The organism is Flavobacterium sp. J372 (assembly GCF_024699965.1).
Taxonomy (GTDB): Bacteria; Bacteroidota; Bacteroidia; order Flavobacteriales; family Flavobacteriaceae; genus Flavobacterium.
In genome coordinates this window covers 2,032,202-2,058,043 of sequence record NZ_JAJOMZ010000004.1, presented here as the reverse complement: position 1 = coordinate 2,058,043, position 25,842 = coordinate 2,032,202, and the positions used below count along the sequence as shown (strand labels likewise).

The following is a 25,842-nucleotide window of genomic DNA, read 5'->3' as shown; positions in this document are numbered from 1 at the left end:
TGTTTTATTTATATGGATGTTCAGTACTAATCGGGGGCAAATCTCTCCTTGCTTATTGTTGCATATAGCATGAAAGTCTTGCACAATAACACTTTAGAATTGTCTTATTTACAGACAGAGTGTACTAATAAAAATGCCCCTTCCTTTACAGGAAGAGGCATCTTAAAGATAATGCAACTATGTATTAGTTAACGTTCTTTACCACTCGCAGTGTTTTAATTGTTTCACCCTGCGTAAGGATAAGATTGTAAACACCTGCAGCAAAATTGTCTCCAATTTGCAGCGTTGGCAGTTCATTAGCCGATACTGTACGTTTATCTACAAGTTTCCCGGTCATATCATATACTACAATATTAACCATCTCTTCGCTCTCAGTTGTAAAGTTTAACACAAACGTTTCTCTGAAAGGATTAGGGAAGCCGGAAAGCTTAGTTTCAGATGCTCTGGCTGTCTCAGCGTCAGATTCATTATCTGCACCAGGCCTTCCGTTAGGATTAAGAAGAGTTACATTACATGCTGCGCCGTATGCCGACTCAGCGCCTGCTGTAAGTGCTTTTACTTCAACAGATACTGTTGCTCCTAATGGAATAAATGTAGGTACCTGGCTAAGCGTGAAGTAAGCTACACTCCTGTTGATTTCATAAGGTGTACCATTGTAAGTTACCCTGAAACGGTATGAAATTGCACGAGGAACGTTTGTAGCATAAATAGGCAGGCCTTTCTTAGTAACTGTACCACCACAATATTGTGCAGTTAGTGTTGAAGTAGGCATATCAACACGTATTATACAAGCATCACCATATGCCGACCACACTCCTCCTGAAAGAGTTGCAACCCTCACTGAATAATCAGTATTATAGTCATATGAAGCAAGCATGCTTATTGTAAAGAACCTTGATGGCCTGTCAAACGTAACTGTACCTTGTGAAGATGTAACCTGGAACCTGTAGTTTGTTGCTGCAGGTACATTAACAGCATACAATGGTGTTGCAAATGATGACACAGATGTTCCTCCTGTGTTACAAAGTTCTAGCTTGCTGGACTGAACAGGATTTACTGTTGTTACTTTACATTCTTTACCATAGTCTGTCCATTCTCCGTTTAGTTTAACAGCTACATCAATTAAATATGTAACTCCGTAAGCCGGTGCAGTAAGCATGTTAAGAGAAATGAAAGTTGTTGTTCTTTCTATAACCTGCTCTGATGCGCCGTTTTTAACCCTGAATCTGTAAGCCTGCGCGCCAATAGCTGTAGTTGTATACAATGCTGATGTAAAGCTTGTAACTGTACTGTTACACGCGGCGTTATTAAGATGTACAGGGCCCATTGTGTCAACATTTAAAGTATAATCTTCAAATGCAGCAGCAGTACCTGTATAGCACGGTGTTAATGAAGATGAAGTTCCTGCACCAATCCTCATTCTGTGGTTACCTACAGATGTTGAAATAGGTACGGTAAATGATGCTGTAAGGCTATCGCTAACCGTTGCACCGCTATATACTTCTTCACCGGCATCATTAAAGTCAAAGTCATTGTTCCAGTCAACCCAAACCTTAACATTTGCGGCAGTAGCTGTCTTAACTTTTACATTTGCCACATTAGCCCTCTGCACTATACCGCTCATAGCAGCGTAGTTTGCATAATTTCCAGATTCGGCTCCGGTAACATTGTTTACACTATCGTAAGATACTTTAGTAATACCATCACCAATACCGCTTGTAGGTGCCGGTACACAGAAACCTGTACGGAATGCAACACCTGATGTCCATGGGCTGAAGCTTGAGCTTCCGCATGCCGAACGCACATATACAGTATAGTTAGTATCTACAGAGAGGCCTGTAACTACCTGAGATAGTGATGTTGTTGTACCACTTGCAGCAAGGCCGGTAGAACCGCTGCCCGCAGCGCCTGAAGTACGCACCTCATACTGATATCCATCCATAGGAGATGACGCTGAAGCTGTCCAGTAAAGCGTTGCAGTGTTTGCAGTATTTGTGACTAGTAAGCCAGTTGGTACCCTGCAAGGAACTGAAAGATTTACGGTGAAGTTACCTCTTGCTGTTTTGCTTGTAGAATATACCCTTAAATAGTAAACTGTATTTGCATTAAGGCCTGTAACCGAAGTTAATGCACCGGTAGTATTACAAGTAGATGCTACCTGAGTAAGTGCACCCGGAGTTCCTGAATACAATGCAAAACCTGCCGCAACAGGACTTGATGATGTAAGGCTCATATCAACAAATGTTGTTGAACCGGTATTAAACTTATACCAGACATCATAATATGTAGCAAAAGCACTATCACAGCTAGGGTAATCAAGACCAAGGCTGGCTGTTGCACATGTATTATTACTTGGTGTAGAGCCAAAGAAAATGGTTTGTGCAGTTGCGCTTTCATTATTTCCTGCAGCAGGTGTACAGGCAGGTGCACAAGTAGCAGTAAGCACAAAATTAACTGTTGTTGTTGCAGGGCTGCTGAAAGAAAATGCATATACTAATATATAGTATGTTGCTCCTTCCTGTGTATCAGCAATGGTCACTTCAGATGATAATGTTGAAGCTGTACAGCCAGAGTTGTCATCATTACCACCAACGCATGTTAAAGCAGCGCAGGTACCTTTATACACAGCAATACGCGTATCGCCTGAGCCGGCATTACATGTACTGAAAGTAACATCAGTACCATTACTTACATATTTGTACCATACGCCAGGTGTGTTTTGCACGGTAACACCGGCTATACCACAAACTGCCATATTCTCGTTTGTTGCGCCAACAGTTGTGCCTGTAAGTGATGGGCCTCCGCAGGTAATTGCAATAGCTCCCGAACAAGCATCATTAGCCGGTGTAGTGTTAAATGTAACACCTGTTGTCCATCCTGAGAATGATGAGCCGCCACAACGAGAACGTACATATAATGTATATGCAGTAGATGGTGACAATGCATTTGTATTTACAGTTGTACCTGATGTGTTTCCTGAAGCTGCCAAACCGGTTGAACCTGTACCTGCAGCACCAGATGTACGTATTTCCCAACCATAGCCACTTTGAGGCACCGCCTCTGTAGGAGGAGTCCAGCTTAATGTGGCTGCAGTAGCAGTGACATTTGCAACACCCGGAGATGTTGGCCTGTAACAGCCTGTAAGTGTAGTGAAATTAGTACCTGTTGTCCATGGGCCATAATCTTCAGCGCCACAAACTGAACGGATGTAGATTGTATGCTGTGTATCTTCAAGTAAATCTGTAAGGTTTACAGTTGCTGAAGATGTTGCACCGGTTGCTACAAGTCCGCTCTCGCCGCTGCCTGCTGCACCTGCGAAACGCACTTCATACTCATAGCCGTTAGATGGGTTGCTGGTTGAAGGTGTCCATGATACAGTAGCAGTATTTACTGTTATAGCTGACGCTGAAACGCCTGTAGGCCTTAAGCAAGGTGTTTTTACGCTTACAGTAAAGTTACCTCTGCCTGCAATACCATCAGTATACACCCTTAGGAAATAGTTAGTATTAGCTGTTACTGTTACATTTGTTGCAACGCCTGTAAGGTTACAAGCCCTTTGTGTAAATGATCCGCCACAAGTACCTGTGTAAAGCGCATAACCTACTGCTGTAGGCGCCGTAGCTGTAAGCGCAATTTCAAGCGTTGTGTTGCTGCCTGAGTTAAATGTATACCATGTGTCATAGTATGAAGAAAACTGGCTGCCGCAGCTAGGATATGCCACACCTGTAGATGGTGTAGAGCATGTATTGTTGCTTGATAGCGGAGTACCAAGGGTAAGTGCAACCGCAGTAGCACAGTTATCATTTGTTGTTGCAGGAGTACAAGGTACTACGCAGCTCATGGCAATATTAAAGTTTACTGTAGCTGTATCGCCGTAGGCATATACAAGTACATAATATTCACCACCATTTACAGTGCTGAACAACACTTGTGATGACCATGTTGCAGTGGTACAGCTCGAGTTGTCTTCATTACCTGTAAGGCAATTAAGCGCGCCGCATTCTCCTGTATAAACAGCCATCCTTGTATCTACCTGTGTAGGGCCGCAGGTTGTGATTGTTACATCACTGCCATCGCCTATAAATTTATACCAAACACCGGCAGAGTTTTGTGTTGTTAAATCGGTAATACCACAAACAGGCATATTGTCATTTGTTGCTCCTACTGTAGTGCCCGTAGTTGAGCCTCCGCAAGTAAGTGTAATTGCATTTGAACAAATGTCATTGGCAACAGGCACCAGGAATGCTTTTGAATTCCATGAGCTTGAAATGGTTTCAGAGCAAAGTGAACGCACATATACTGTATAAGTAGTACCAATAGTAAGGCCGGTTACAGTAGGTATTGAATTATCGGTAGTTGTACCGCTTGCAATAAGTCCTGTGTTACCACTAAGTACAGCGCCGGTCCTGCGAACTTCATACTGGTAACCGCCAGTTGGGGCTGATTCTGAAGCTGTCCATGAAATATCTGCTGATGTACCGCTTACATTAGTTACTAATGCTGTTGGAGGCAAACAATCAGGCGGTGGTGCCAAAGACCATGTAAGTGTGAATGAGCCTGAGTCACCATAACCATCCTGAATCCAATATACACGAGCAGTACCTCCGGTTAAGTTCATCCAGCTTGTAGCCTGCGTATCAGGTTCATCAAAGCAGCTGATTGAAGTAAGATTACCGCATGTACCATAGCCTACATAGATAACAGAGTCATATCCGTTGGCCGTCTGTGCAATATTTAAAGTATAATTTGCAGGTACATCTATATAGTAATATCCATCAGGAGAAAGTTCCCCAGACGCGTCACATGTAAGATTAATGTGGTTTGTAAAGTTTGCCGTTGTAGATGTATACGGGCTTGTCAATGCTCCAAGGTTTAGTGCAGTAGCACAGGTATCCCCCGGCGGTATAGCCGTAGTAAAGCTAAATAAAGTACAGTTATCTATATCGGCAGAACCTACACTGTTTTTAGGAACAACTTTCCAGTAATTTGTCTGGCCGGCAACAAGGCCAGTAATATTTACGTTAGTACCTGTAGTATTACCCAGATTTGTAAGTGTAGTAGGAGTTTGGCCAAAATAAACATCATATGATGTAGCCACCTGTCCTGTTGTACTTGGTGACCATGAAATATTTACAGATGCATTTGCACCAAGAGCTACTTCAGTTGCCCCGTTTTCCGGCAGCAACGGTGTAGCACATTCAGGTGCCTGGTTTGGCGGTGTATTAAAGCTTATAGGGCCAGACCAAAGGCTTACTCCATCTTCAGGGCCACAATTTGCACGTACATAAAAATTATACGGAATACCGGCACTTAGGCCTTCAGCTACATAGTTTACAGCTGTAGCCGAAACACCTGTGGTTTCTGCAGTAGGAGCAGGTGAAGATGCAGGCTGAACCAACACTTCCCAAGCAGTTTCTGCGCAGCCCAATACCCATGAAAGGTTTGCTGTAGTAGCCGTAATTGTACCAACCGCCAGATTTGATGGCTGCGGGCACGCTGCCGGCTCAGTTATTGTTACAAGGTAATCCTCTGTTTCACCATAAGAATTACTGCCGCATGGCGTTACATCTATACCATTGGTGTTGAACATTGCCCTAACACGCATGCGGTGTACACCCACAGGCGGGTTACATGCGAGCGATATTGTAAATGTTGCGGAAGAACCAAGAACACCTACGCTGCCGCTACCTGCAACCTGGCCGTTAGAATATCCTATACGCTCATTTGATGCAAATGTGCCATCATCGTTATAATCTATCCATGCTGCATAACCTTCTCCATATTGCCCTGCCCATACTTTACATTGATATGATGCTCCGGCCTGGAGTGTTGTGGTAAGCGATGAGTTGGAAGTATAATCAGAGTAACCTAATGTGCCGCTTGGGCATCCTGTACCTGAATTATTGTCAAGTGTGTTAAGCTGCACCCTGGCAATTACGTCTCCATCTGTACATCCGTTTGTTGTTGAAGGCACACAATATATAGCACTGGCTGTTGAAAGTGTGTTTATTGCACATTCAGTTGAGCCACCAGTTATGTTTCTTGGCACAACACGCCAGTAATATGTTGTATTAGCAGCAAGTACCGGAGCATAAGATAATGCTGTTTGATTAGTTGCAAATACAGGTGGGTTTGTAGTACCAAAATATACATCATAACTGGTTGCGCCACTTACAGCGCTCCAGGTGATTCTTTGGGTAGAGTAGCTGGTTGTTGTACCTGAAGCAGGCGCTGAAGTACTTAAACATGCGGGTGTAGCACCGGTAGTAAAACTCCATGCAGTACATGATGTTGCATCACCATTAGCATTATATGGTACAACTTTCCAATAATATACTGTAGCAGGAGTTAACGCACCCGTGTAAGTATAACTTGTTACGGCAGCTACATCTGTACCGTTAAGTACGTTTGTAGCCTGGGCATCTGTGCCAAGATAAAATTTATATCCTGTTGGAGCGCCGCTGGCCGCTGGCCATGTAAATACCGGTGAAGTTACAGCAGTAGCATTGTTTGTAGGTGCTGTAGGCGAAGTAATACAACTTGGTGGGTTTAAGCTTACTTGTGTTATAACTACATCATCCAGATAAACAAAATAATCAGGTGTAGAACCTGCAAATGTTAGCCTGAAACGTACTTTTAATGAGCTTGCAGCTGGAACTGATGATCCTGGTACCACATAGCTTTTTGTAGCACATGACGTACTTACAACATGGTTTGTAGCATCAATTGTACCAACAGTAATACCATAGCTTGTACCGCCGTTGGTTGATAATTCAGTTATGATGCTCCCCCATGCCGGACTGTTTGGCATTGCAACAGTTGGAGTCGAGCTGCTGTAATTTAACAGTTTGTACGAAAACTGAATTGATACATTTTGTCCGTTTGAAGTCCAGGTAGGTGTAGTAGCATTACCAGTTGTGGAAGACGACCACTGGTTTTTCCTGATTGCACCTGCACCTGCACAAGGCACGGTAGTAGTTCTTGAAAAACTGGTGTATGCCCAGCCTGAAGGGGGTGTGGTAGTACCGTCAAAAGTTTCATTAATGCTTACCTGTGAAAAGGCGTCCCATGATGAAAACAGCAAAAAAAACAGCATTAATAACGCTGTACAATAATTTTTCAGATTTAGGCACGAACGCCATGTTCGTTCCCTAAAACTGCTTTGCTCGAGAGGAGGCGCTATGGCACTCCTGCACATTTTGGCTGGAGCTGACGAGCCCCTGGCCAAAAACTGGTAGTTTTGGTTCATAAAGTGATATTTAAATAGTAGATAAATTTACTAAACTAATGTTAACTTTAAAAATTAACTTAAAATTTAGTGAATATTTATTTAAATAGCATTTTTAAAACTTAAAAAATAATATATTATATAAATTTAACCAAATTCATTAATTTTATTTAATAATTTGGTCAAATTGAATAACCTCATTTTTAAATACTTAAATAAATTTCTTACATAAAACATCAGGCACTAAAACGTTTTCGTAATATTACGTAACTGTTTTAGCAATAAAATATATTTCAGGAAAATTATATAAAGTGCTAAGAGAAGAATCTAACCTTGTAGCTTAAATTAAAGTCGATTAAATATATTTATTATTTTAAAAGATAAATACCATCTTCCTTAATTTCTATAAGCTTTTGCTTGTAAAGCGTGCCTATAGCTTTCTTGAAAGTTTTCTTGCTCATTTTAAGAACAGTCTTTATATCTTCAGGATGGCTATTGTCGTTAAGGCGTAGGAAACCCCGGTTTGCTCGCATTTCATCCAAAATCTTTTCTGCATTTGGCTCAATTCTTTCAAACCCGCTTTTCTGAAGAGAAACATCAATTTTATTATCAGGTCGAATGGCTTTAATATAGCCCTTAATACGGTCGCCGGTACGCAGGTCTTCATACACTTCATTCTTGTACATAAGGCCCTTGTGCTTTTCATTTATGATAACATTAATGCCCATATCTGTTATATGAGATACTATCAGGTCAACCTCCCCCCTTCCTCAACCGTAAGCTCATCATTGCTTAAAAACTGGTTAAGCTTGCTTGATGCTGCCAGCCTGTTGGTTTCATGGTCGAGGTACATGAATACAAGGTAACGTTTGCCAACTTCCATGGGCCGGGCCTGCTCGCGGTATGGCACGAAAAGGTCTTTTTCAAGCCCCCAGTTAAGGAATGCGCCAAATTTATTTACATAGTTTACGCGCAGTAAAGCAAACTCATCAAGGTAAATATACGGCTCAAGCGTGGTAGCGACAGGGCGCTCTTCATGGTCGAGATATACGAAAACAATAAGCTCCTCACCTATTTCATATTCACGCGGAATATATTTGTTGGGCAGAAGTATATCTGTCTCCCCGTCAGAAAGATAAAGGCCTACCTGTGTTTCGCGAACTATTTTTAGCGTATTGTATTTACCGATGTTTATCATAGTGCAAAGGTAGGAATAATACTGTTTAAACTTGATAATTACAGATATACAAGAATAAAATTATAAATTTGAAATTATGAATGTAGAATCATTTAATATTGACGGATGGGAAGAACAACGCACAGGGCTTATTCTTGCGGAAAATGAGGAATGGCTGTTAGTTAAGAATATACCTGTTGACTATACACTTGATGGCTTTACCGTATATAAAAAGTCATTCATATCCAATCGTATCAACGGAGGAGAGGAAAGACTATTGGAAAAAGTTTTTACACTGAAAGGCGTTAAACCTCAAATTCCCGATGAGATTGAGTTCACAGATACAATTGGATTTCTAAAATGGTCAGAACAAAAATTTGGCCTATTCGAATTTCAAGATGAAGATAATGAAGCATTATCTTATGGAAAAATTAATAAAATCATTGGAAATAAATTAATCATCGACTTTATTGACTCAAAAGGAAATGTTGAAGAGGCATTTGATTACGAATTTGCGATAGATCAAATAAGGTGTATAACATTCTCTACAGATTATTTTGAGGCTATCCGCCTACTTTATCTTGACAAGCTTGCCTCTAAACCAGCTCCTTAAAATACTGCAATAAGATCTTATCGTTTTCACGCATTGGGGTAAACACTTCCAGTATTTTAGGCTTAGCTGAGCTTGCAAAAAATCCTGGCAGCGCATTTTTCAATCCTGCCTCATCATTTACTGGCACATATTCAAAGCCAAACATTTTAGATAAATGTTCTGCAGTATAGTTATGCATAGTTTCAAAGAAGGTATTGAATACAGGCGTCTCGTCATGCCCCGGCAATATCCTGAATATACCACCGCCGGCATTGTTTATTATAATTATCCTGAAGTCTTTCGGGATATAGTTGTTCCACAGAGCGTTGCTGTCATACAAAAAACTGATGTCGCCTGTAATCAACGTCGTTTGTTTTCCACTTGCTAAAGCCGCCCCTATTGCTGTAGATGTGCTGCCGTCAATACCACTGGTGCCGCGGTTGCAGAAAACTTCAATAGTTGGGTTCACGTCAAAAAGCTGCGCATAACGTATTGGCGAACTGTTGCTTATCTGCAGTTGTGAATCATCCGGCAAGGCAGGCAAAATAAGTTCAAATGCTTTAAAATCAGAGAAAGGGATTTTTGCCAGGTATTCATTATGCTTTACTTTCCGTAAAGCTTTTGTAGCGAGCGCTTTTTCACGATAACTGCTCTCTACAGGTTTTACATCTTGTAAAAATGCTGAAAGAAAGGCATCCGGCTCCATCTCAAAATGCTCCGTCAAAACGCCAAACGTATCATATGCCCGCAGCAAATCTACATGCCAGTGATGTTTGGGAGGATAAGTCCGCAGCCAGGCTTTTACCCTTTTTGATACAATCATTCCTCCAAAAGTCAGTAAAACTTCAGGCTGCCATGCAATAAAATCTTCTTTAGTGAAAGGCGTAATTATGGTGTCGATGCTATTAAGAAAAGTGTCATAATGCAGGTTGCTCGTAACTTCTGTCATCACAACAACAGATGGATCGTCAGCCAGTTTTTTTAGCAGGGTAATATTAATTGCATTGGGGTCATTCCCTCCTATCAATATCAGCTTCTTTTTAGCAGTATTCCAAATATGTGAAAATTGTGTTAAATCCTGAGCTGTGCTTTCCTGCGTCTTCAGTAAATTTATTTTAAGTGTTACAGATAATTCTGAAACTGTTTCATATAAAGGCTCTTCAAATGGCGCATTAATATGAACCGGGCCTTTTTCTAAAACAGAGGTATTGATTGCCTGGTTTATCAATTCATCATTCCCAACAGATGCATCTTCTAATAAATTGGCGCTAAATAATATATGATTTGAATATACATTTTGCTGACGGATAGTCTGCCCGTCGCCTATATCAATCTTACTTAATGGCCTGTCGGCAGATATAACAATAAGCGGAATCTGGCTATAAAAAGCCTCAGCCACAGCAGGATAGTAATTTAGCAAAGCGGAACCCGAGGTACAAACCACCGCTACAGGCTTCTTCAGCTGCTGTGCCATACCGGCCGCAAAAAAAGCTGCACAACGCTCATCGGCAATGCTATAACATTTAAAAGCGGAGTTATTTACAAAACCGATTGTAAGCGGGGCATTTCTTGACCCGGGAGATATTACTATGTCAGTAATTCCTTTAGCGCGGCAAATTTCTATAATGCTTTGCGCTAAAGGTATTTTAGGATAAAGCATCTAATTTACTCTTTTATCCAGTTTACGATTTCAGGGTCGGTTGGCAATGTCTTTGGGTTTATAGATTTCACGAGCCTGCCATTTTCGTCAATCAGGAATTTCTGGAAATTCCAAAGCATCTCATTGTCAGATACACCATTTTTGCTCTTCTGCGTCAGGAAAGCGTATATTGGAGCTATATCTTTTCCTTTCACAGAAATCTTTTCCATCATTGGAAAGGTCACACCATAGTTACGCTCGCAAAAAGCCGCAATTTCTTTATTTGTACCCGGCTCCTGCTCCATAAAATTATTTGCAGGGAAGCCAACAATTACAAAGCCTTTATCTTTATATTTTTTGTAAAGCGCCTCCAGGTCTTTGTATTGCGGAGTAAGCCCGCACTCTGATGCGGTGTTTACAATCATAACCTTTTTGCCTTTAAGCGATGCAAAATCAAAAGGTTTTCCGTAAAGATCTGTAACCTTAAACTGGTATATATTGTTTTCCATTTTTTTGCTTTTAGATGTCTGGGTTTTTGCTTTGGCAGACTTTACCTGTGCTGTAGCAGTTAGCCCTATAAGTAATAATCCTGTTAATAATGCAACTGTCTTTTTCATACATTAAAGGTATTAAAATTTTGTTTATGCTGTAATCCTGCCCTTACGGAAATGCTTTCTGTACTGAATCAGTGCCAAGCCCCCAAGAATGAATACTCCCAAGGCCATATAGAAGAAATAAGCCGGCGTACGAACCTCTCCGCTTGCATAAGAATGCAGCCCCGTAAGGTAAAAGTTCACCCCGAAATAGGTCATCAGTATTGAAGCAAATGCCAGGACACTAAAGAAATTGTATATCCAGGTACCACGCAATGCCGGCACAAAACGCATATGAATAACAAACGCATATACCATAATACTTACCAATGCCCAGGTTTCTTTAGGATCCCACCCCCAGTAGCGGCCCCAGCTCTCGTTAGCCCACTGCCCACCAAGGAAATTACCAATAGTAAGCATCACCAGGCCAATGGTAAGAGCCATTTCATTAATATATGTAAGCTCCTTTATTGTAAGATCCATCCGTTCACGGTTTCTGCTGTTGGCAAAAAGCATGAGTATCAATGCTACCAGGCCAAGTATCATTCCCAGTGCAAACGGACCGTAGCTGCCCACAATCACAGCTACGTGAATCATTAGCCAATAGCTATTTAGTACAGGCTGCAGGTTACCAATTTCCGGATCTGTCCAGTTCCAATGGGCAACCATCAATATCATTGCAGCGACAAAAGCAGTTGATGCGAGAGTGAGGTCAGATTTAGGTTTTTCAAATCCAATTTTTGGTATATTTAGTTTAAATCCGAACCCGAAAGCAATACCGAAGAACATTGTAGCCCATGCTACATATATTACAGATTCATAGGCATTACTCCACGGTGCGTGGCCTGAGATGTACCACCTAGCGATAAGGCCGGCAGTATGCAGCACAAACAACAATAATATTATCCATTTAAAGATATTGACGCCAATACTAACCCATCTTTTTGAGTTGAATACATTGATTATAGCGAAAATGAACATCAATAATCCGGCATATAGATACCAGCTGAACAGCTTTTTGAATATATCGTACTTGTTGTACAGTATTTCCGCCTCTACTTTATCATCAGATGGAATAACTTCTTTTCCAAATTTATGCTGGAAAGTCTTAAGGTGCTCAAGAGTTTTGTCAGCATCAGCATAATTTTTACTCTCAACAGCTTTGCCTAACTGCATAAAATATAACGGCAGCATGCGCCTGCCCATTTGCAGGTCATAATCTTTTGTTTCGGTAAGTTCAAGATAAGAAAGCCATTTGTTATTCTCATCGCCGGGTATTGGGTAAATCTTAAGTATTTGGCCTGTAAGCGCTGAATAAAGTAGGTCTATACGCTTACCTATATCCATATAGTCTTTCTGGAACTGAGTCGGGGTATTTTCCCGATAGGCTTTTTCCAGTATACCGGCCAACTTGTAGTTGCCCTGCTGGTCAAAAAAATCAGATAGTGCAGCATATTTGGCCGATTTTTCAAGGCCGGCCACTATACGCAGGCTATCGTTACCCCTTTTAAGATGAATAATCGGTACGCTAAACCAAAGCTGGTCCATCATTGCCATAGACAGGAAAACCTGGTCTGAGTCCAAACCTTTATAGGTATCGCTTTTACTTACTTTGCGCAACAGTTCAGACGAGAAGGTGTTAAGCGGCTTCATCCTTCCTCCGGCATCCTGAATGATTAGGCGCCCAAATTTATCTGCATGTGCCTGGTCTACTTTATATTTATTAAGCAATGAGTCAATTTGCTGTTCAGTTGGTTTATTATGCTGATGATTTTGCGCAGAAGCGCTTAATCCAAACAATAGAACTGCAATCGCTGCTAACTTAGCTTTCTTAGCCTTTACTTTATCCAGTTTTTTCCTGAGGTCATCAAAGCGGGTATTTTTATCAAATAATATTGCCATAAGCCCTATGTACAATAAGAAGTAACCTATATAGCTTATCCATGTGCCCCAAAAGTCGTGGTTTACAGAAAGGTTGGTACCAAGTTCATCCGGGTCAAAACCCGACTGGAAGAAACGGTAGCCCCTGTAATCAAGTACGTTATTCATATAAATTCGGGTATGAAAGGTGTTGTTCTGCTCCTTATCTTCAACCGTAACTTTACTTTCAAATGACGAATAGCTTGATTCTGTACCCGGATATTTCTCAGCTATGAAGTCATTTAGCTTAATGGCAAATGGCAGTTCGTAAGTCTTACTGCCATAGATAAGAGTAAACTCTAATCCGCCAACCTTAACCGATTGCGGTACGCCCATCTTTGCCTTGCCTCCGAGCAATGTAACTTCCTGCTGCTCATTTCCTGCCTTTACATTTACCACAAGCGCAGCATCTTCCTTGGTTTTATAATCGTTGTTTGATTCATATACAATTTTACCGGTAATAGGCGCTTCAGGAAAAACAAAGCGTGTGCCTGCCATATTATAAAGCGAGCGGAACATCAGCGGCTGCTCGGTATCCCTCTCCACTTTGCCTTTCATCTGGTCGGCCATACGCATAAAATCGCCATCAAAAGGGCTTTGTATAAAATACCTTCCGTCTTTCTCAATTATATTGATAGCGCCGGAAGTCAGTTTATTGAAAGCAAAAAGCACATTATGAATGCTCTGCACCTGTCCTGCCTTTAAGTAATGCTCATGGCGGCCACCGTCACCGGCTTCTACAAGTTTTATATAACGGTCTCCGGTTTTACTTTCCTTAATTACCTCTTTGGCGCCAAGAATAAAATCTTTATACTCAATCGAAAAATCTGTATCACCAAATTTATTGTCAATTGAAAAGTTGTTATTAGCCACAGGCGACAGCAGCATAGCCTTTTCATAGGTCTTGCGGCGCATTTCACCCTGATACTCTCCATCAACAAAAACGCTTAAATATGTTTTATCGCTATAAAAACGGCTTTCAGTAGCACCCTCACGTATCGGCATCATACCTTCAAAACTTATGTATCGTGTTACCGCGGCCCCAATCATTATGAGAATGAAGGAAACGTGCAGCAAAAGTGTTGCCCATTTTTCTTTTTTATGCAGCTGGTAACGCTTCATGTTGCCAAAAAAGTTAAACACAAAAAGCACCATTATAGCCTCAAACCACCAGGCATTGTAAATAAATATACGTGCAGTATCTGTATTGTAAGCATCTTCTATAAAAGTCCCGATACCCATAGCCAGCGCAAACACTAAAAATAAAACAGCCATTAATCGGGTTGAGGAAAGGAATGAAATAACTTTTTTCATTTGAAGGAAGGAAATATTGTGGTGCAAAAGTACTTAAAACTTCAGTTTTAAAACAGGAATTTATACGATAAAAATAATTGCAGGGTTTATGCGGAACGTGCTATATTTGACGTTAGCTTAAAACATTGCTAACCCAAAACTACTATCAATGAGATTAAAGGCATTTATACTGTTATCGTTATGCGGCTTTTCTGTACTTGCTCAGGAAGCAGCACCCAACAACCAGCATTTGTTTGATGATGTTATGTACCGCCGCGGTAATGAATATCGTGCGGCATCGGGTGTGCCGGGGCCAAAATACTGGCAAAATGAAGCAAGTTATACTATTGAAGCAGAGCTTGACGATGCAACAGAAACATTACGCGGCACTATTACCCTAACCTATTACAATAACAGCCCGCAGGAATTAAAATACATCTGGATGCACCTGGAGCAGAACCGCTTTATGGAGAATTCACGCGGTACGCTTACAACACCCGGTGCAGGCGAGCGCTTTTCTGGCGACAGTGGCGGAGGGTTTAAAATCAGTAATCTTATTGCTAAGACTAAGGGTGAGCCATCAACCAAATATCTTATAAATGATACGCGCATGCAGGTGTTTTTCAACGAACCACTTAAAGCAAATGGCGGGCGCGCAAGGGTAAGCATGAATTTTGAATTTAAGATTCCTGAGCGTGGCGTTGACCGTATGGGCCAATTGAAAACCGATAAGGGTACTATATACTCTATAGCACAATGGTACCCCAAGGCAGCTGTATATGATGATGTAAACGGATGGAATGTTGAACCATATCTTGGTGCAGGCGAATTTTATTCGGAATACGGTGATTTCGACTATAAGATAACAGTACCGTATGATTATATTATCGTGGGCTCGGGAGAGCTGATAAATCCTAAAGATGTACTGACCAAAACGCAAAGAGAACGTTTTGAGCAGGCTAAAAAGAGTGATAAATCTGTATATATAATTTCACCTAATGAGGCTGCTAATGCTGCTGTAACACGCCCCGTGCAAAGTGGTAAGGTAACCTGGCAGTTCAGGATGAAGAACACACGTGATGTTGCTTTCGCGGCCAGTAAAGCTTTTGTTTGGGATGCCGCACGTATTAATCTTTCAAAAGATAAAAAGTGTATAGCCCAAAGTGTATACCCGGCTGAAATTGCAGGCAATGATGCCTGGGGCCGCTCTACAGAATATACTAAAGCTTCTATTGAGCATTATTCTAAAACTTGGTTTGAATATCCGTGGACAACAGCTATTAACGTGGCATCAAATGCAGGCGGTATGGAGTACCCGGGGATGTCTTTCTGCAGCGCACGCAGTGCAGGCGGAGACCTTTGGGATGTAACTGACCACGAGTTCGGCCATAACTGGTTTCCGATGATTGTAGGCACAAACGAGCGCCGCTACCCCTGGATGGATGAAGGGCTCAATACTTTTATAAACTACTACAGCACAAACGAGTTCAACAATGGCGAATATAAGAATGACATGATGAAGTCTAAAAATCATGTGCATTGGTTTAAATGGAAAAACAGGGAGAGCATTGCAACATACCCTGATGTTGTAAAATCTATGAACCTGGCATATACCGCTTATTATAAGCCTGCTTTCGGGTTAATGATGCTAAGGGAATACATACTTGGCCCTGAACGTTTTGACAATGCTTTTAAAGCTTACATAAAAAACTGGGCATTTAAGCATCCGCAGCCAAGCGATTTCTTTGCAGCAATGGAAAATGGAGCCGGTGAAAACCTGAACTGGATGTGGAAAGGCTGGTTTACCAACAACGATAATATTGACTTAGGAGTTACAGAGGTTGTAGATAACAATAAATCGACTACCATCACATTTGTAAATAAAGGAATCCCGATGCCGATAACGTTTAAAGTTGTTTATACCGATGGCAGTGAGGAAACAAAGACACTCCCTGTAGAAGTCTGGTACAAAGGCAATAAATGGAAACACGAACTGCAATCTGCTAAAAAAGTACGGCTAATTGACATTGACCCCGCACGTATCCTGCCTGATGTTGATGATTCAGACAATAAGTGGGAACGCAAATAATATAGCAATTCTTTTAATTTTTCAATGTAGCGATTTATTGATGCTGATAAATTGCTACATTGATACATTACAGGTATTGGTAAATTGCAACACTGCTACATTTTCTTTAATTTAGCCACATGTTAAAGGTTACAGTGATAGGTTCGGGCAATGTAGCGCAGCACTTTATAAAAGCTTTCTCTAAGGCTGGTGGTGTGAGCATCGTTCAGGTTTATGCGCGAAGTGCTGAAAGCTTGTTACATTTGTTTCCACAGCAATTGATTACCACTGACCTTTCCGGATTGAAAGAAGCTGATATTTACATCATTGCGGTAACAGATAATGCAATTACGAAAGTATCAGCACAACTGCCCTTTAAAAACAGGCTGGTGGTTCATACATCAGGAAGCGTTTCAATTGATGCACTGGATTCAAACAACAGGCGCGGAGTTTTTTATCCGCTCCAGACATTTTCAAAAAATAAGGAAGTTGACTTTAATAACATTCCTATTTGCCTAGAAAGCGAATCAGCCGAAGATTATGAACTGCTTGCAACATTGGCAAACAGTATTTCAGGCAATATTTTTAATATCACATCAAATCAAAGAAAAGCCTTACATGTAGCGGCAGTATTTGCCTCAAACTTTACCAATCACATGTACGCTTTGGCAAATGAAATCTGCACAGAACACAAGATGCCGTTTGATATACTAAAGCCACTGATTACAGAAACTGCCGCTAAGGTTAAAGAACTATCTCCGTTAAAAGCCCAAACGGGCCCGGCTATCCGTCACGACAGTAAAACTATTGAGGCCCATCTGGAGATGCTTACAAATGATAACCAAAGAAACATTTACAAAACACTTACACAATCTATACAAGCCCATGCCGAAAAGCTATAAGGAACTTATGAACGACATTACCACATTTATATTTGATGTGGATGGTGTGCTTACCGATGGTACTATACATGTTACCCCTACCGGTGAGATGCTCCGTAATATGAACATTAGGGATGGCTACGCAATGAAAGCGGCTGTAGAAAACGGCTACACGGTTTGTATAATCTCCGGCGGGTTAAATGAAGGTGTGCGCATACGCCTGCGCAACCTTGGTATTACGGATATTTACCTGGGAGTACCTAATAAAGTAGAGACTTTTGATGAGTTCATCGACATATACAATATAAAGCCGGAGCAGGTGTTATATATGGGCGATGACATCCCGGATTACCATGTAATGCAGCTTGTTGGCCTGCCTACATGCCCGCAGGATTCTGCCCCGGAAATTAAAGAAATAAGTAAATATATATCACACAAAAATGGCGGTACGGGCTGTGTGCGTGATGTTATTGAGCAGGTTATGAAAGTGCAGGGAAAATGGATGGAACATTTTAATGCGAGATACGACTAGGAAAATTTCAAATCTCAAAAATCTCAAATAACAAATAGAATCAACTATAAAATGAACATTATAAAATTATTTAAGCCTTTACACCTAATGCTTTTTGTTTTTGCCATGCTGGTCTTCAGGTATGGGTATCTTGAACAGCAGCCGGCATTACTCCTGGCGCTTAACCACTGGCAATACTTGCTACTTATCATGGCCTTTGTGCTTATAGGTGCAGGCGGCGCATTAATGGATGCTATCTCAGGCCCCGGCAAAAACGGCAATACCATTTCCGAAGGCAAAGGCTATAATATTTATGGTGCGCTTAACCTTATTGCTGTAGGTATTGGCTACTATCTTGCAGACATTATAGGGCGCGGTAGTTTTGTAGCGGTTTTTGTACTGACGGCATGTATGCTTTTCATCTCGGCAACAAATTTCAGGCAGACAATACTTGTGGGCAATACCCTAATATCCCTATGTGTTTCGGCGGCGATAATGTCTATAGCTGTGTTCAACTTCTACCCTTTCCTTCAGATTATAGAGATTAAAGCTTTTTATGCCGACAGCTTTCTGCTCCTGGCTTGTTATGCTGCAATTGGCTTCCTGCTAACAATGCTATATACCATGACAAAAGACATGCAGAACATGGATACCGACTACAATAACAATAAGACAACATTACCAATAGCCATTGGCCGTGACCGCGCTGCAAAAGTAGTTTTTGGCTTTTCTGTTGTTACCATCGCTGCTATACTAATATATATCAATGCCTATCTCGTTTCACTAACTTACATGCTTATTTATACGCTTGTGTTTATAGTTGGCCCGCTTATTTTCTTCGCAATCAAAGTTCTTGGTGCAAAGACACAAAAAGATTTAAGCCTGCTGGCTACTGTGGTAAAGCTGGTAATGGCCCTTACGGCAATTTCAATTATGGTACTAACGTATAACATCCAGAACTATGCTTAGGGAAAAACTTAAAGGCTATAAAATAATACTGGCATCGGGTTCGCCCCGTCGGCAACAGTACCTGCGGGAGCTGGATGTTGATTTTGAGATACGCCTGAAGGATGTGGAAGAAATCTATCCGCCCGAATTACAGGGCAGTGAAATAACAGATTTTCTTGCAGAACTTAAGGCAAAAGCGATGACAGACTCACTTAGCGATGACGAAATCCTGATTACTAGCGATACTATTGTATGGCATGAAGGTAAGGCACTGGGCAAACCGGCAGACCATGATGATGCCTTTGCCATGCTGCAGTCTCTTTCAGGTAAAACGCATGAAGTTATCACATCAGTCTGCATTAAAAATGCAGGCAATAGTGAAACGTTTAATGAGACTACTAAAGTCACTTTCAACAAGTTGAGTAACGAAGAAATAAAATATTATCTTAATAATTACAGGCCGTATGATAAAGCCGGCGCTTACGGCATACAGGAATGGATAGGCCTGGTTGCCATTGCCCGTGTAGAGGGTTCTTATGCTACAGTTGTAGGCCTGCCGGTTGATAAAGTTTACCAGCGTCTTTGTAAATTTATTTGAAAGTAAAATGACTGAACACCCCTACTTTACCCAGGGCTTTACCACCGCAATTGTACTTGTGGTGTTTATTATCTTGGGCTCTATAGTAACAGGTTTATCTAAAAAAGTATGCAAAGGCATCTCATTTAAGCGAGCATCGTACTAACCTAATAATGAAATACATAAATTTCTTTATGATGCTTGTATTCTTTATTATCATATTCGCGATATGGGGAATTAAATCAGACGATTTATTTGGTTTCCTTACCAGTACGCTCGCAGTTATAGGTGTAGCATTTTTTGCGCAATGGTCTATCCTCAGCAACATCACCTCCGGGATGGTTTTATTTTTCAGCTTCCCGTTTCGCATCGGAGACGTTATCAAAGTTCATGATAAGGACTTCCCTATTGAAGCCCAGATTGAAGATATAAAGGCGTTTCATACATTATTGCGAACACGTCAGGGAGAACTCATAACTTACCCTAACAGCCTGCTTTTGCAGAAAGGCGTAACCATTGTGCCAGTAAAACAGGAAGAAAAAGAATTTTACGATTAAGATGAAAAATTACATTTCAGCCCTGCTGCTGTTGTGCTTTGCGATTGGGTATGCACAGCCGGAAAAGCCATCATCAGCAGAGATATACAACAAATTACAAAAGCTTAACTTCCTCGGGTCGGCGCTTTATATTGCGGCACATCCTGATGATGAAAATACCCGCCTTATTTCCTGGCTTGCCAACGATAAAAAAGCCCGCACAGGCTATTTATCACTTACTCGTGGTGATGGCGGACAAAACCTTATCGGCCCGGAGCTTCGTGAACTGTTAGGGGTTATCCGCACACAAGAACTTATTGAAGCACGCAAGATTGACGGCGGGGAACAGTTTTTCAGCCGTGCTAACGACTTCGGTTACAGCAAGGTCCCGAATGAAACGCTTGAGATATGGGATAAAGAACAGGTTCTGCACGATATGGTTTGGGTAATACGAAAGTTCAGGCCGGATGTTATCATCAACCGTTTTGACCACCGCAGCCCCGGTACAACACACGGACACCACACATCATCAGCAATGCTTACTATGGATGCTTTCAACCTTGCGCTTGACCCAAAATATGAACCGGGGCAGCTTAAGTTTGTAAAACCATGGCAACCGAAACGCGTGCTTTTTAATGTATCATGGTGGTTCTTTGGCGGAAAGGATAAGTTTGATAAAGCCGATAAATCAAAATATATCAACCTGCATACCGGCACTTACTACCCGTTGCTGGGCAAATCAAACCAGGAGATTGCAGCCCTCAGCCGCAGCAGGCATAAGTCTCAGGGATTTGGCGCAACCGGGGCGCGTGGTGATGATATGGAATACCTGGAACTTACAAAAGGTGATAACCTTGTAGATAAGCAAAACCTTTTTGAAGGCATAGACACAAGCTGGAACCGCTTAAAAAATGGATCAGCTATAGGTAAAGCCGTTGATGCTGTTATTAGTAAATACGACTTCAAAAACCCATCGGCATCTATCCCTGCACTTGTAGAAATTTATAAGCTAATCGGGCAAATTGAAGACAGTCATTGGAAAGCCATCAAGCAAAAAGAAGTTAAAGAAATCATAGCCGCGTGCGCGGGGCTTTACCTGGAAGCCGTGTGCGACAGCCGTTCGGTAACACCCGGAAGCACGGCAAAATTCAGATGGGAAGCAATAAGCCGTTGCGGCGTTCCAATGACACTGAAGTCTATCACCATACTCCCGGAACAGAAGACAATACAACAAAATATAGCCCTTCAGGATAATGTTGACAATGAAGCCGCTCTTGACATTATCATCCCTGCAAATCTACCATACACGTCACCATATTGGCTGGCAGAGAAAGGCACATCAGGCATGTACCGCGTGGATGATCTACAGAAGATAGGCCAACCGGACATTATCAGGGAACTGGCGTTTACATTTTTGGTTGAAGTGAATGGCGTACAGATTCCATTTGAGCGAACAGCAGTACATAAATTCAATGATCCCGTTCAGGGTGAGGTGTACCAGCCGCTTGATGTTGTTCCGCCGGTTACTACTAAAGTAAATACAAAAGTAAACCTGTTTAAAGACAATGGCAGCCAAAAGATTGAAGTTTCTGTAAAAACAGGTAAAGATAATTGTGAAGGCACTGTAAAACTTGAACTGCCTGCCGGATGGAAAGTGAACCCCGCCTCTGCCCCATTTTCTTTGAAAAAAGCCGGAAGTGGTATGATTGTTACGTTTGATGTGACACCTCCCGCCACACCAATGGAGGCTGAAGCAAAAGTTGTTGCTACCATTAACGGTAAGCAATATGACCGTGAACAAGTAACTATAAATTATCCGCACATTGCAGGCCAGCAGGTTTTGCTGCCATCAACAGCTAAATTTACAAAAGCCGACCTTGCAATACGCGGACATAAGATTGCTTACATTGCGGGCGCAGGCGATGCCGTACCTGAAAGCCTGAAGCAGATGGGTTATGAAGTATCGATGCTTACCGTTGACGCACTATCTGCGGAAACGCTAAAAGGTTTTGATGCCGTAATTTTAGGCATCCGTGCCTATAATACACTTGATAATATTGTGTACAAGCAGCAGGTATTGTTTGATTATGTTGCCAATGGCGGTAATATGATTGTCCAATATAACACTACAGGCGATCTTGTAACACGCGATATCGCGCCCTACCAACTGCGTATTTCACGAGACAGGGTAACTGAAGAAAATGCAAAAGTGACTTTTCTCGCGCCTAATCACCCAGTGCTGAACTATCCTAACAAGATAACACATAATGACTTTAAAGGCTGGGTTCAGGAACAGGGATTATACTACCCTGATGAATGGGCGCCTGAGTTTACGCCGATACTTTCATCTGCTGATAAAGGGGAGAGCCCCAAAAAAGGTGCACTGCTTATAGCGAAGTATGGTAAAGGTTACTATATTTATACCGGCCTGAGCTTTTTCCGTGAACTGCCTGAAGGCGTTACGGGCGCCTACAGGCTTATGGCCAATATGATTGCTTTAGGCAAACAGTAACAAAACGGCGCGATTGCCGTCAGATTTTTTAAAAAGATTATGAAAGATAAATCCGGATCATGGAAAAAAAGCTATTCGCTGGTATTACTGCTGAATATCCTCTATATCCTTGTGTTTTATTTTTTAATGCAAATATATTCGTAGCATGCAGTTAGTTGACTGGCTCATACTCTGCGGTACGCTGCTGTTCATAGTGATCTATGGCGCACTGAAGACCAAAGGCAGCAAAAACGTACAGGAATACATTCTCGGCAATAACGAAACCCCATGGTGGACAGTGGGCCTTTCGGTTATGGCCACACAGGCCAGTGCCATTACCTTCCTTTCAACCCCCGGGCAAGCTTATCATGACGGTATGGGTTTTGTACAATTCTATTTCGGGCTCCCTATTGCCATGGTTGTTATTTGTCTCACCTTCATTCCTATCTATCACAGGCTGAAGGTATATACCGCCTACGAATTCCTTGAGCAGCGATTTGACGTAAAAACACGTTCACTCGCCGCGGTGCTTTTCCTTATACAGAGAGGTCTAGGCACAGGCCTTACCATTTACGCACCGGCCATTATTATGTCGTCCCTGCTTGGCTGGAACCTTACGCTGATGAACGTTATTATAGGTGTCCTGGTAATAATTTACACTTTTACGGGTGGAACAAAAGCCGTGAATGTCACCCACAAACAGCAGATGTTTGTAATACTCACAGGGCTTATACTGACATTCTTTATCATTCTCGATTACATGCCCGAAGGGCTGAGCTTCAATAACGTATTACATATTGCCGGAGCTAACGATAAAATGAATATCGTTGATTTTTCGTTTGATCCGGAAGAGCGCTACACAATATGGAGTGGTATAGCCGGCGGCTTCTTCCTGATGCTGTCATATTTCGGGACAGACCAGAGCCAGGTACAGCGTTATCTATCCGGTAAATCTATCCGCGAAAGCCAGATGGGACTTATAATGAACGGATTGCTTAAGGTTCCTATGCAATTCTTTATACTGTTGATTGGCGTAATGGTGTTTGTTTTCTTCCAGTTTCACTCCGCCCCGCTGCATTTCAACCCCAACAATAAGGCTGCTGTAGATAAATCTCAATTCAAGGCTGATTATATGGCGCTGGAAGCTGACCTTGAACAGGTTGCAACAGAAAAAAAGAAATCAGCATGCTTTATGTTGACCAGCTTAGTCAGGATTTTGACAATAAGGAACTCCACAACCGGATGATTTCGCTGAACACCCGCGAAAAAGACCTGCGTAACCAGGCTAAGGACCTTATTCAAAAAGTTGATAAAAAAGCGGAAACGAATGACAAAGACTACGTTTTCCTCTACTTCATACTCAACTTCCTACCAAAAGGATTGATTGGGCTTTTGCTGGCAGTTATTATTTCAGCTGCCATGTCATCATCGGCATCGGGGTTAAATGCGCTGGCATCAACCACAGCAATTGACATCTATAAAAGAAACGTGTCAAAAGAAAAATCAGAACAGCATTTTGTAAATGCATCACAAATGTTTACCCTAATGTGGGGTGTAATTGCGATTTTGTTTGCATGCGTAGGGACGCTATTTGAGAACCTTATCCAGCTTGTGAATATCATCGGCTCAATTTTTTACGGAACGGTTTTGGGCATATTCCTGGTGGCCTTTTATGTGAAGTACGTAAAAGCACAGGCTATTTTTTGGGGAGCTGCAATTACCCAGTGTGTTATCTTTTATATCTATGCTATTGATGTTGTCAGCTTTTTGTGGCTTAACTTTATTGGTGCAATACTAACAATTGTACTGTCCTCAATACTACAAGCCATATTACCGCAAAAGGGTGTTGCTGAAGAAATAGAATCGGCATAACTTACAAATAAAAAAACTCCCGCAATGCGGGAGTTTCAGTTTATTATCTGTAAAGAATTATTTCTTGCTCCACTCGTTTATAGAGTCTTTGTTCATCTTCACATAGTCAGCATTGTTCGCTTTTTCTGAAGCTGCAAGTGAAAGCTTAGCCGTTTCAATAGCGCCTTTCTTATCACCCATTTTTGCCTGTATCAAAGATTTCTGGCGAAGGAAGTAGAACGGAACCTCCTGCCCTTTAGGCAAATTAGCAATTGCAGAGTTCATCCACGCCAATGCTTTTGCCTGATCGCCGTTGCTTTGGTAGTAATATTGCGCTGCAGCAAAATAGTCATTTACAGTCGGGCCTGCCATTACAGCATCAATGCTTGCCAGCGCCATTTTTCTGGTCGGCACTTCAAACTTGAGGGCAACCATCGTCTTTTCCCATGCAATTTCAATATGCCCGTAGTCAATGTCAAGATTATTGATACCGATTGTAAATGTCTCTACCGGCCTGCTCAGGAACTCAGGTTTTACCGATGTCCTCAACACCTCTTTCTTGTCATCATATTTTTCAGGCAGGCCCCAGTTGTTGGTATCAGCATAAAATATAATATCCCAGCTGTCAGCTTTTGGCTGCGTGAAAAGTGCGTATTTGCCTTTCGGAAGCGTTTTGCCCGCAATAACAACATCCTGGCTGAAAGTTATCATTGTGTTGTTGTTAGCGCCGGTTCTCCACATCCTTCCAAACGGAACCAATTCTCCGTAAACGGCCCTGCCTTTGGCGCTTGGCCTTGAATATTCTACCTTAACCTCGGTAAGGCCAACAGTTTGTTCAACCACGGCTGTTGGGCTCGCCTGTGGTGTGCGTATCTGCGCTGTAGCCGCCATAGCCAGCAATAGTGCCACAGAAACAATAAGTTTTTTCATAGTTTATTTGTTTGATTTAATTAATGACCACAACAAAATTACACATTAAGGTTTTACAAAAGTTAATCTTTGATAAAAATATGAGTTCGCAGCCCTTAATACAGGCAATATTCTGTAATTTCACGTAATAATTTTCCTTCATGCTCTATTCTATACACACAAAACAAAACCTGCCGATTTCATTGCAGGATGCATGGGATTTCATTGCCGACCCCAAGAATCTGGCTGTAATAACACCCGACAGCATGGGTTTTAAGACAATTTCAGGAGATGACCGTAAGATGTTTGCAGGCCAGGTGATTGAATACACCATCACGCCGCTATTCGGACTGAAAATGAGTTGGGTGACAGAGATTACCCATGTACAGGAAAAAGCTTTTTTTGTAGATGAGCAGCGCTATGGCCCTTATGCTTTCTGGCATCACAAGCACTTTTTAAAAGAGATACCCGGAGGTGTCGAGATGGAAGATATCGTTCATTACAAAGTGCCAATGGGCTTTTTAGGCAGGCTGGTGCATCCGTTTCTTGTGAAGCCGAGACTAAAAGAAATATTTGATTACCGTCATAAAAAGCTGGTAGAGCTATTTGGTGAATTTAAAGGATAAGC

13 protein-coding genes and 3 pseudogenes are annotated in these 25,842 nt (G+C 41.7%); 10 read left to right on the top strand and 6 right to left on the bottom strand.

Annotated elements, in window-relative coordinates:
- Positions 1-184: 184 nt before the first annotated feature.
- Complete coding sequence (locus LRS05_RS10140) at positions 185-7,096, bottom strand: fibronectin type III domain-containing protein (protein ID WP_257868223.1); 6,912 nt, start codon at positions 7,094-7,096, stop codon at positions 185-187.
- Between the two features lie 500 nt (positions 7,097-7,596).
- Positions 7,597-8,426, bottom strand: a pseudogene (locus LRS05_RS10135) (S1 RNA-binding domain-containing protein).
- A gap of 76 nt (positions 8,427-8,502) precedes the next feature.
- Here LRS05_RS10135 and LRS05_RS10130 point away from each other — a divergent pair.
- Positions 8,503-9,018, top strand: coding sequence for a hypothetical protein (locus LRS05_RS10130; protein ID WP_257868222.1), 516 nt, complete (start codon positions 8,503-8,505; stop codon positions 9,016-9,018).
- Here LRS05_RS10130 and menD read toward each other — a convergent pair.
- From menD to ccsA, 3 genes are read right to left on the bottom strand one after another with little or no spacing between them, the layout of a single operon-like run.
- Positions 9,002-10,657, bottom strand: coding sequence for a 2-succinyl-5-enolpyruvyl-6-hydroxy-3-cyclohexene-1-carboxylic-acid synthase (gene menD, locus LRS05_RS10125; RefSeq protein WP_257868221.1), 1,656 nt, complete (start codon positions 10,655-10,657; stop codon positions 9,002-9,004). The two genes, LRS05_RS10130 and menD, sit on opposite strands and share 17 nt — an antisense overlap.
- Positions 10,658-10,662: 5 nt before the next feature.
- A complete protein-coding gene (locus tag LRS05_RS10120; RefSeq protein WP_257868220.1) occupies positions 10,663-11,253 on the bottom strand; it encodes a glutathione peroxidase in 591 nt (196 codons plus the stop codon).
- Between the two features lie 24 nt (positions 11,254-11,277).
- Positions 11,278-14,463 (bottom strand): cytochrome c biogenesis protein CcsA, encoded by a 3,186-nt coding sequence (gene ccsA, locus LRS05_RS10115; RefSeq protein WP_257868219.1) that lies wholly within the window; start codon positions 14,461-14,463, stop codon positions 11,278-11,280.
- Positions 14,464-14,611: 148 nt separating this feature from the next.
- Here ccsA and LRS05_RS10110 point away from each other — a divergent pair, with 148 nt between their 5' ends.
- The 8 genes and pseudogenes from LRS05_RS10110 (at position 14,612) to LRS05_RS10075 (ending at position 24,326) form a co-directional block, all read left to right on the top strand.
- Positions 14,612-16,531 (top strand): M1 family metallopeptidase, encoded by a 1,920-nt coding sequence (locus tag LRS05_RS10110; protein WP_257868218.1) that lies wholly within the window; start codon positions 14,612-14,614, stop codon positions 16,529-16,531.
- A gap of 119 nt (positions 16,532-16,650) precedes the next feature.
- The gene (locus tag LRS05_RS10105; protein WP_257868217.1) at positions 16,651-17,412 is read left to right on the top strand and encodes a Rossmann-like and DUF2520 domain-containing protein; all 762 of its coding nucleotides are present in this window, start codon (positions 16,651-16,653) and stop codon (positions 17,410-17,412) included.
- A complete protein-coding gene (locus tag LRS05_RS10100; RefSeq protein WP_257868216.1) occupies positions 17,396-17,923 on the top strand; it encodes an HAD family hydrolase in 528 nt (175 codons plus the stop codon). Before LRS05_RS10105 ends, LRS05_RS10100 begins: the two co-directional genes overlap by 17 nt.
- A 51-nt stretch (positions 17,924-17,974) precedes the next feature.
- A complete protein-coding gene (locus tag LRS05_RS10095; protein ID WP_257868215.1) occupies positions 17,975-18,871 on the top strand; it encodes a hypothetical protein in 897 nt (298 codons plus the stop codon).
- Complete coding sequence (locus LRS05_RS10090) at positions 18,864-19,448, top strand: Maf-like protein (RefSeq protein ID WP_257868214.1); 585 nt, start codon at positions 18,864-18,866, stop codon at positions 19,446-19,448. The genes LRS05_RS10095 and LRS05_RS10090 overlap by 8 nt, the downstream gene beginning before the upstream one ends.
- 7 nt (positions 19,449-19,455) lie before the next feature.
- Positions 19,456-19,984, top strand: a pseudogene (locus LRS05_RS10085) (mechanosensitive ion channel domain-containing protein).
- Position 19,985: 1 nt separating this feature from the next.
- Entirely contained in the window at positions 19,986-22,475 is a 2,490-nt protein-coding gene (locus LRS05_RS10080; RefSeq protein WP_257868213.1) for a PIG-L family deacetylase, read from the top strand.
- A gap of 145 nt (positions 22,476-22,620) precedes the next feature.
- Positions 22,621-24,326, top strand: a pseudogene (locus LRS05_RS10075) (sodium:solute symporter).
- A 57-nt stretch (positions 24,327-24,383) separates the two neighbouring features.
- Here the strand turns inward: LRS05_RS10075 and LRS05_RS10070 are convergent.
- Positions 24,384-25,235 (bottom strand): DUF2911 domain-containing protein, encoded by an 852-nt coding sequence (locus LRS05_RS10070; protein ID WP_257868212.1) that lies wholly within the window; start codon positions 25,233-25,235, stop codon positions 24,384-24,386.
- A gap of 140 nt (positions 25,236-25,375) precedes the next feature.
- Between LRS05_RS10070 and LRS05_RS10065 the strand changes: the two genes are divergently transcribed.
- The gene (locus LRS05_RS10065) at positions 25,376-25,840 is read left to right on the top strand and encodes an SRPBCC family protein (protein ID WP_257868211.1); all 465 of its coding nucleotides are present in this window, start codon (positions 25,376-25,378) and stop codon (positions 25,838-25,840) included.
- Positions 25,841-25,842: the final 2 nt, after the last annotated feature.

Excerpts from the sequence above, each read along its gene's own strand:
- LRS05_RS10105 (WP_257868217.1), top strand. The coding sequence starts at position 16,651 with ATGTTAAAGGTTACAGTGATAGGTTCGGGCAATGTAGCGCAGCACTTT.
- LRS05_RS10140 (WP_257868223.1), bottom strand. The coding sequence starts at position 7,096 with ATGCTGTTTTTTTTGCTGTTTTCATCATGGGACGCCTTTTCACAGGTA.
- ccsA (WP_257868219.1), bottom strand. The coding sequence starts at position 14,463 with ATGAAAAAAGTTATTTCATTCCTTTCCTCAACCCGATTAATGGCTGTT.
- menD (WP_257868221.1), bottom strand. The coding sequence starts at position 10,657 with ATGCTTTATCCTAAAATACCTTTAGCGCAAAGCATTATAGAAATTTGC.
- LRS05_RS10100 (WP_257868216.1), top strand. The coding sequence starts at position 17,396 with ATGCCGAAAAGCTATAAGGAACTTATGAACGACATTACCACATTTATA.
- LRS05_RS10080 (WP_257868213.1), top strand. The coding sequence starts at position 19,986 with ATGAAAAATTACATTTCAGCCCTGCTGCTGTTGTGCTTTGCGATTGGG.
- LRS05_RS10095 (WP_257868215.1), top strand. The coding sequence starts at position 17,975 with ATGAACATTATAAAATTATTTAAGCCTTTACACCTAATGCTTTTTGTT.
- LRS05_RS10070 (WP_257868212.1), bottom strand. The coding sequence starts at position 25,235 with ATGAAAAAACTTATTGTTTCTGTGGCACTATTGCTGGCTATGGCGGCT.
- LRS05_RS10065 (WP_257868211.1), top strand. The coding sequence starts at position 25,376 with ATGCTCTATTCTATACACACAAAACAAAACCTGCCGATTTCATTGCAG.
- LRS05_RS10120 (WP_257868220.1), bottom strand. The coding sequence starts at position 11,253 with ATGAAAAAGACAGTTGCATTATTAACAGGATTATTACTTATAGGGCTA.
- LRS05_RS10090 (WP_257868214.1), top strand. The coding sequence starts at position 18,864 with ATGCTTAGGGAAAAACTTAAAGGCTATAAAATAATACTGGCATCGGGT.
- LRS05_RS10130 (WP_257868222.1), top strand. The coding sequence starts at position 8,503 with ATGAATGTAGAATCATTTAATATTGACGGATGGGAAGAACAACGCACA.
- LRS05_RS10110 (WP_257868218.1), top strand. The coding sequence starts at position 14,612 with ATGAGATTAAAGGCATTTATACTGTTATCGTTATGCGGCTTTTCTGTA.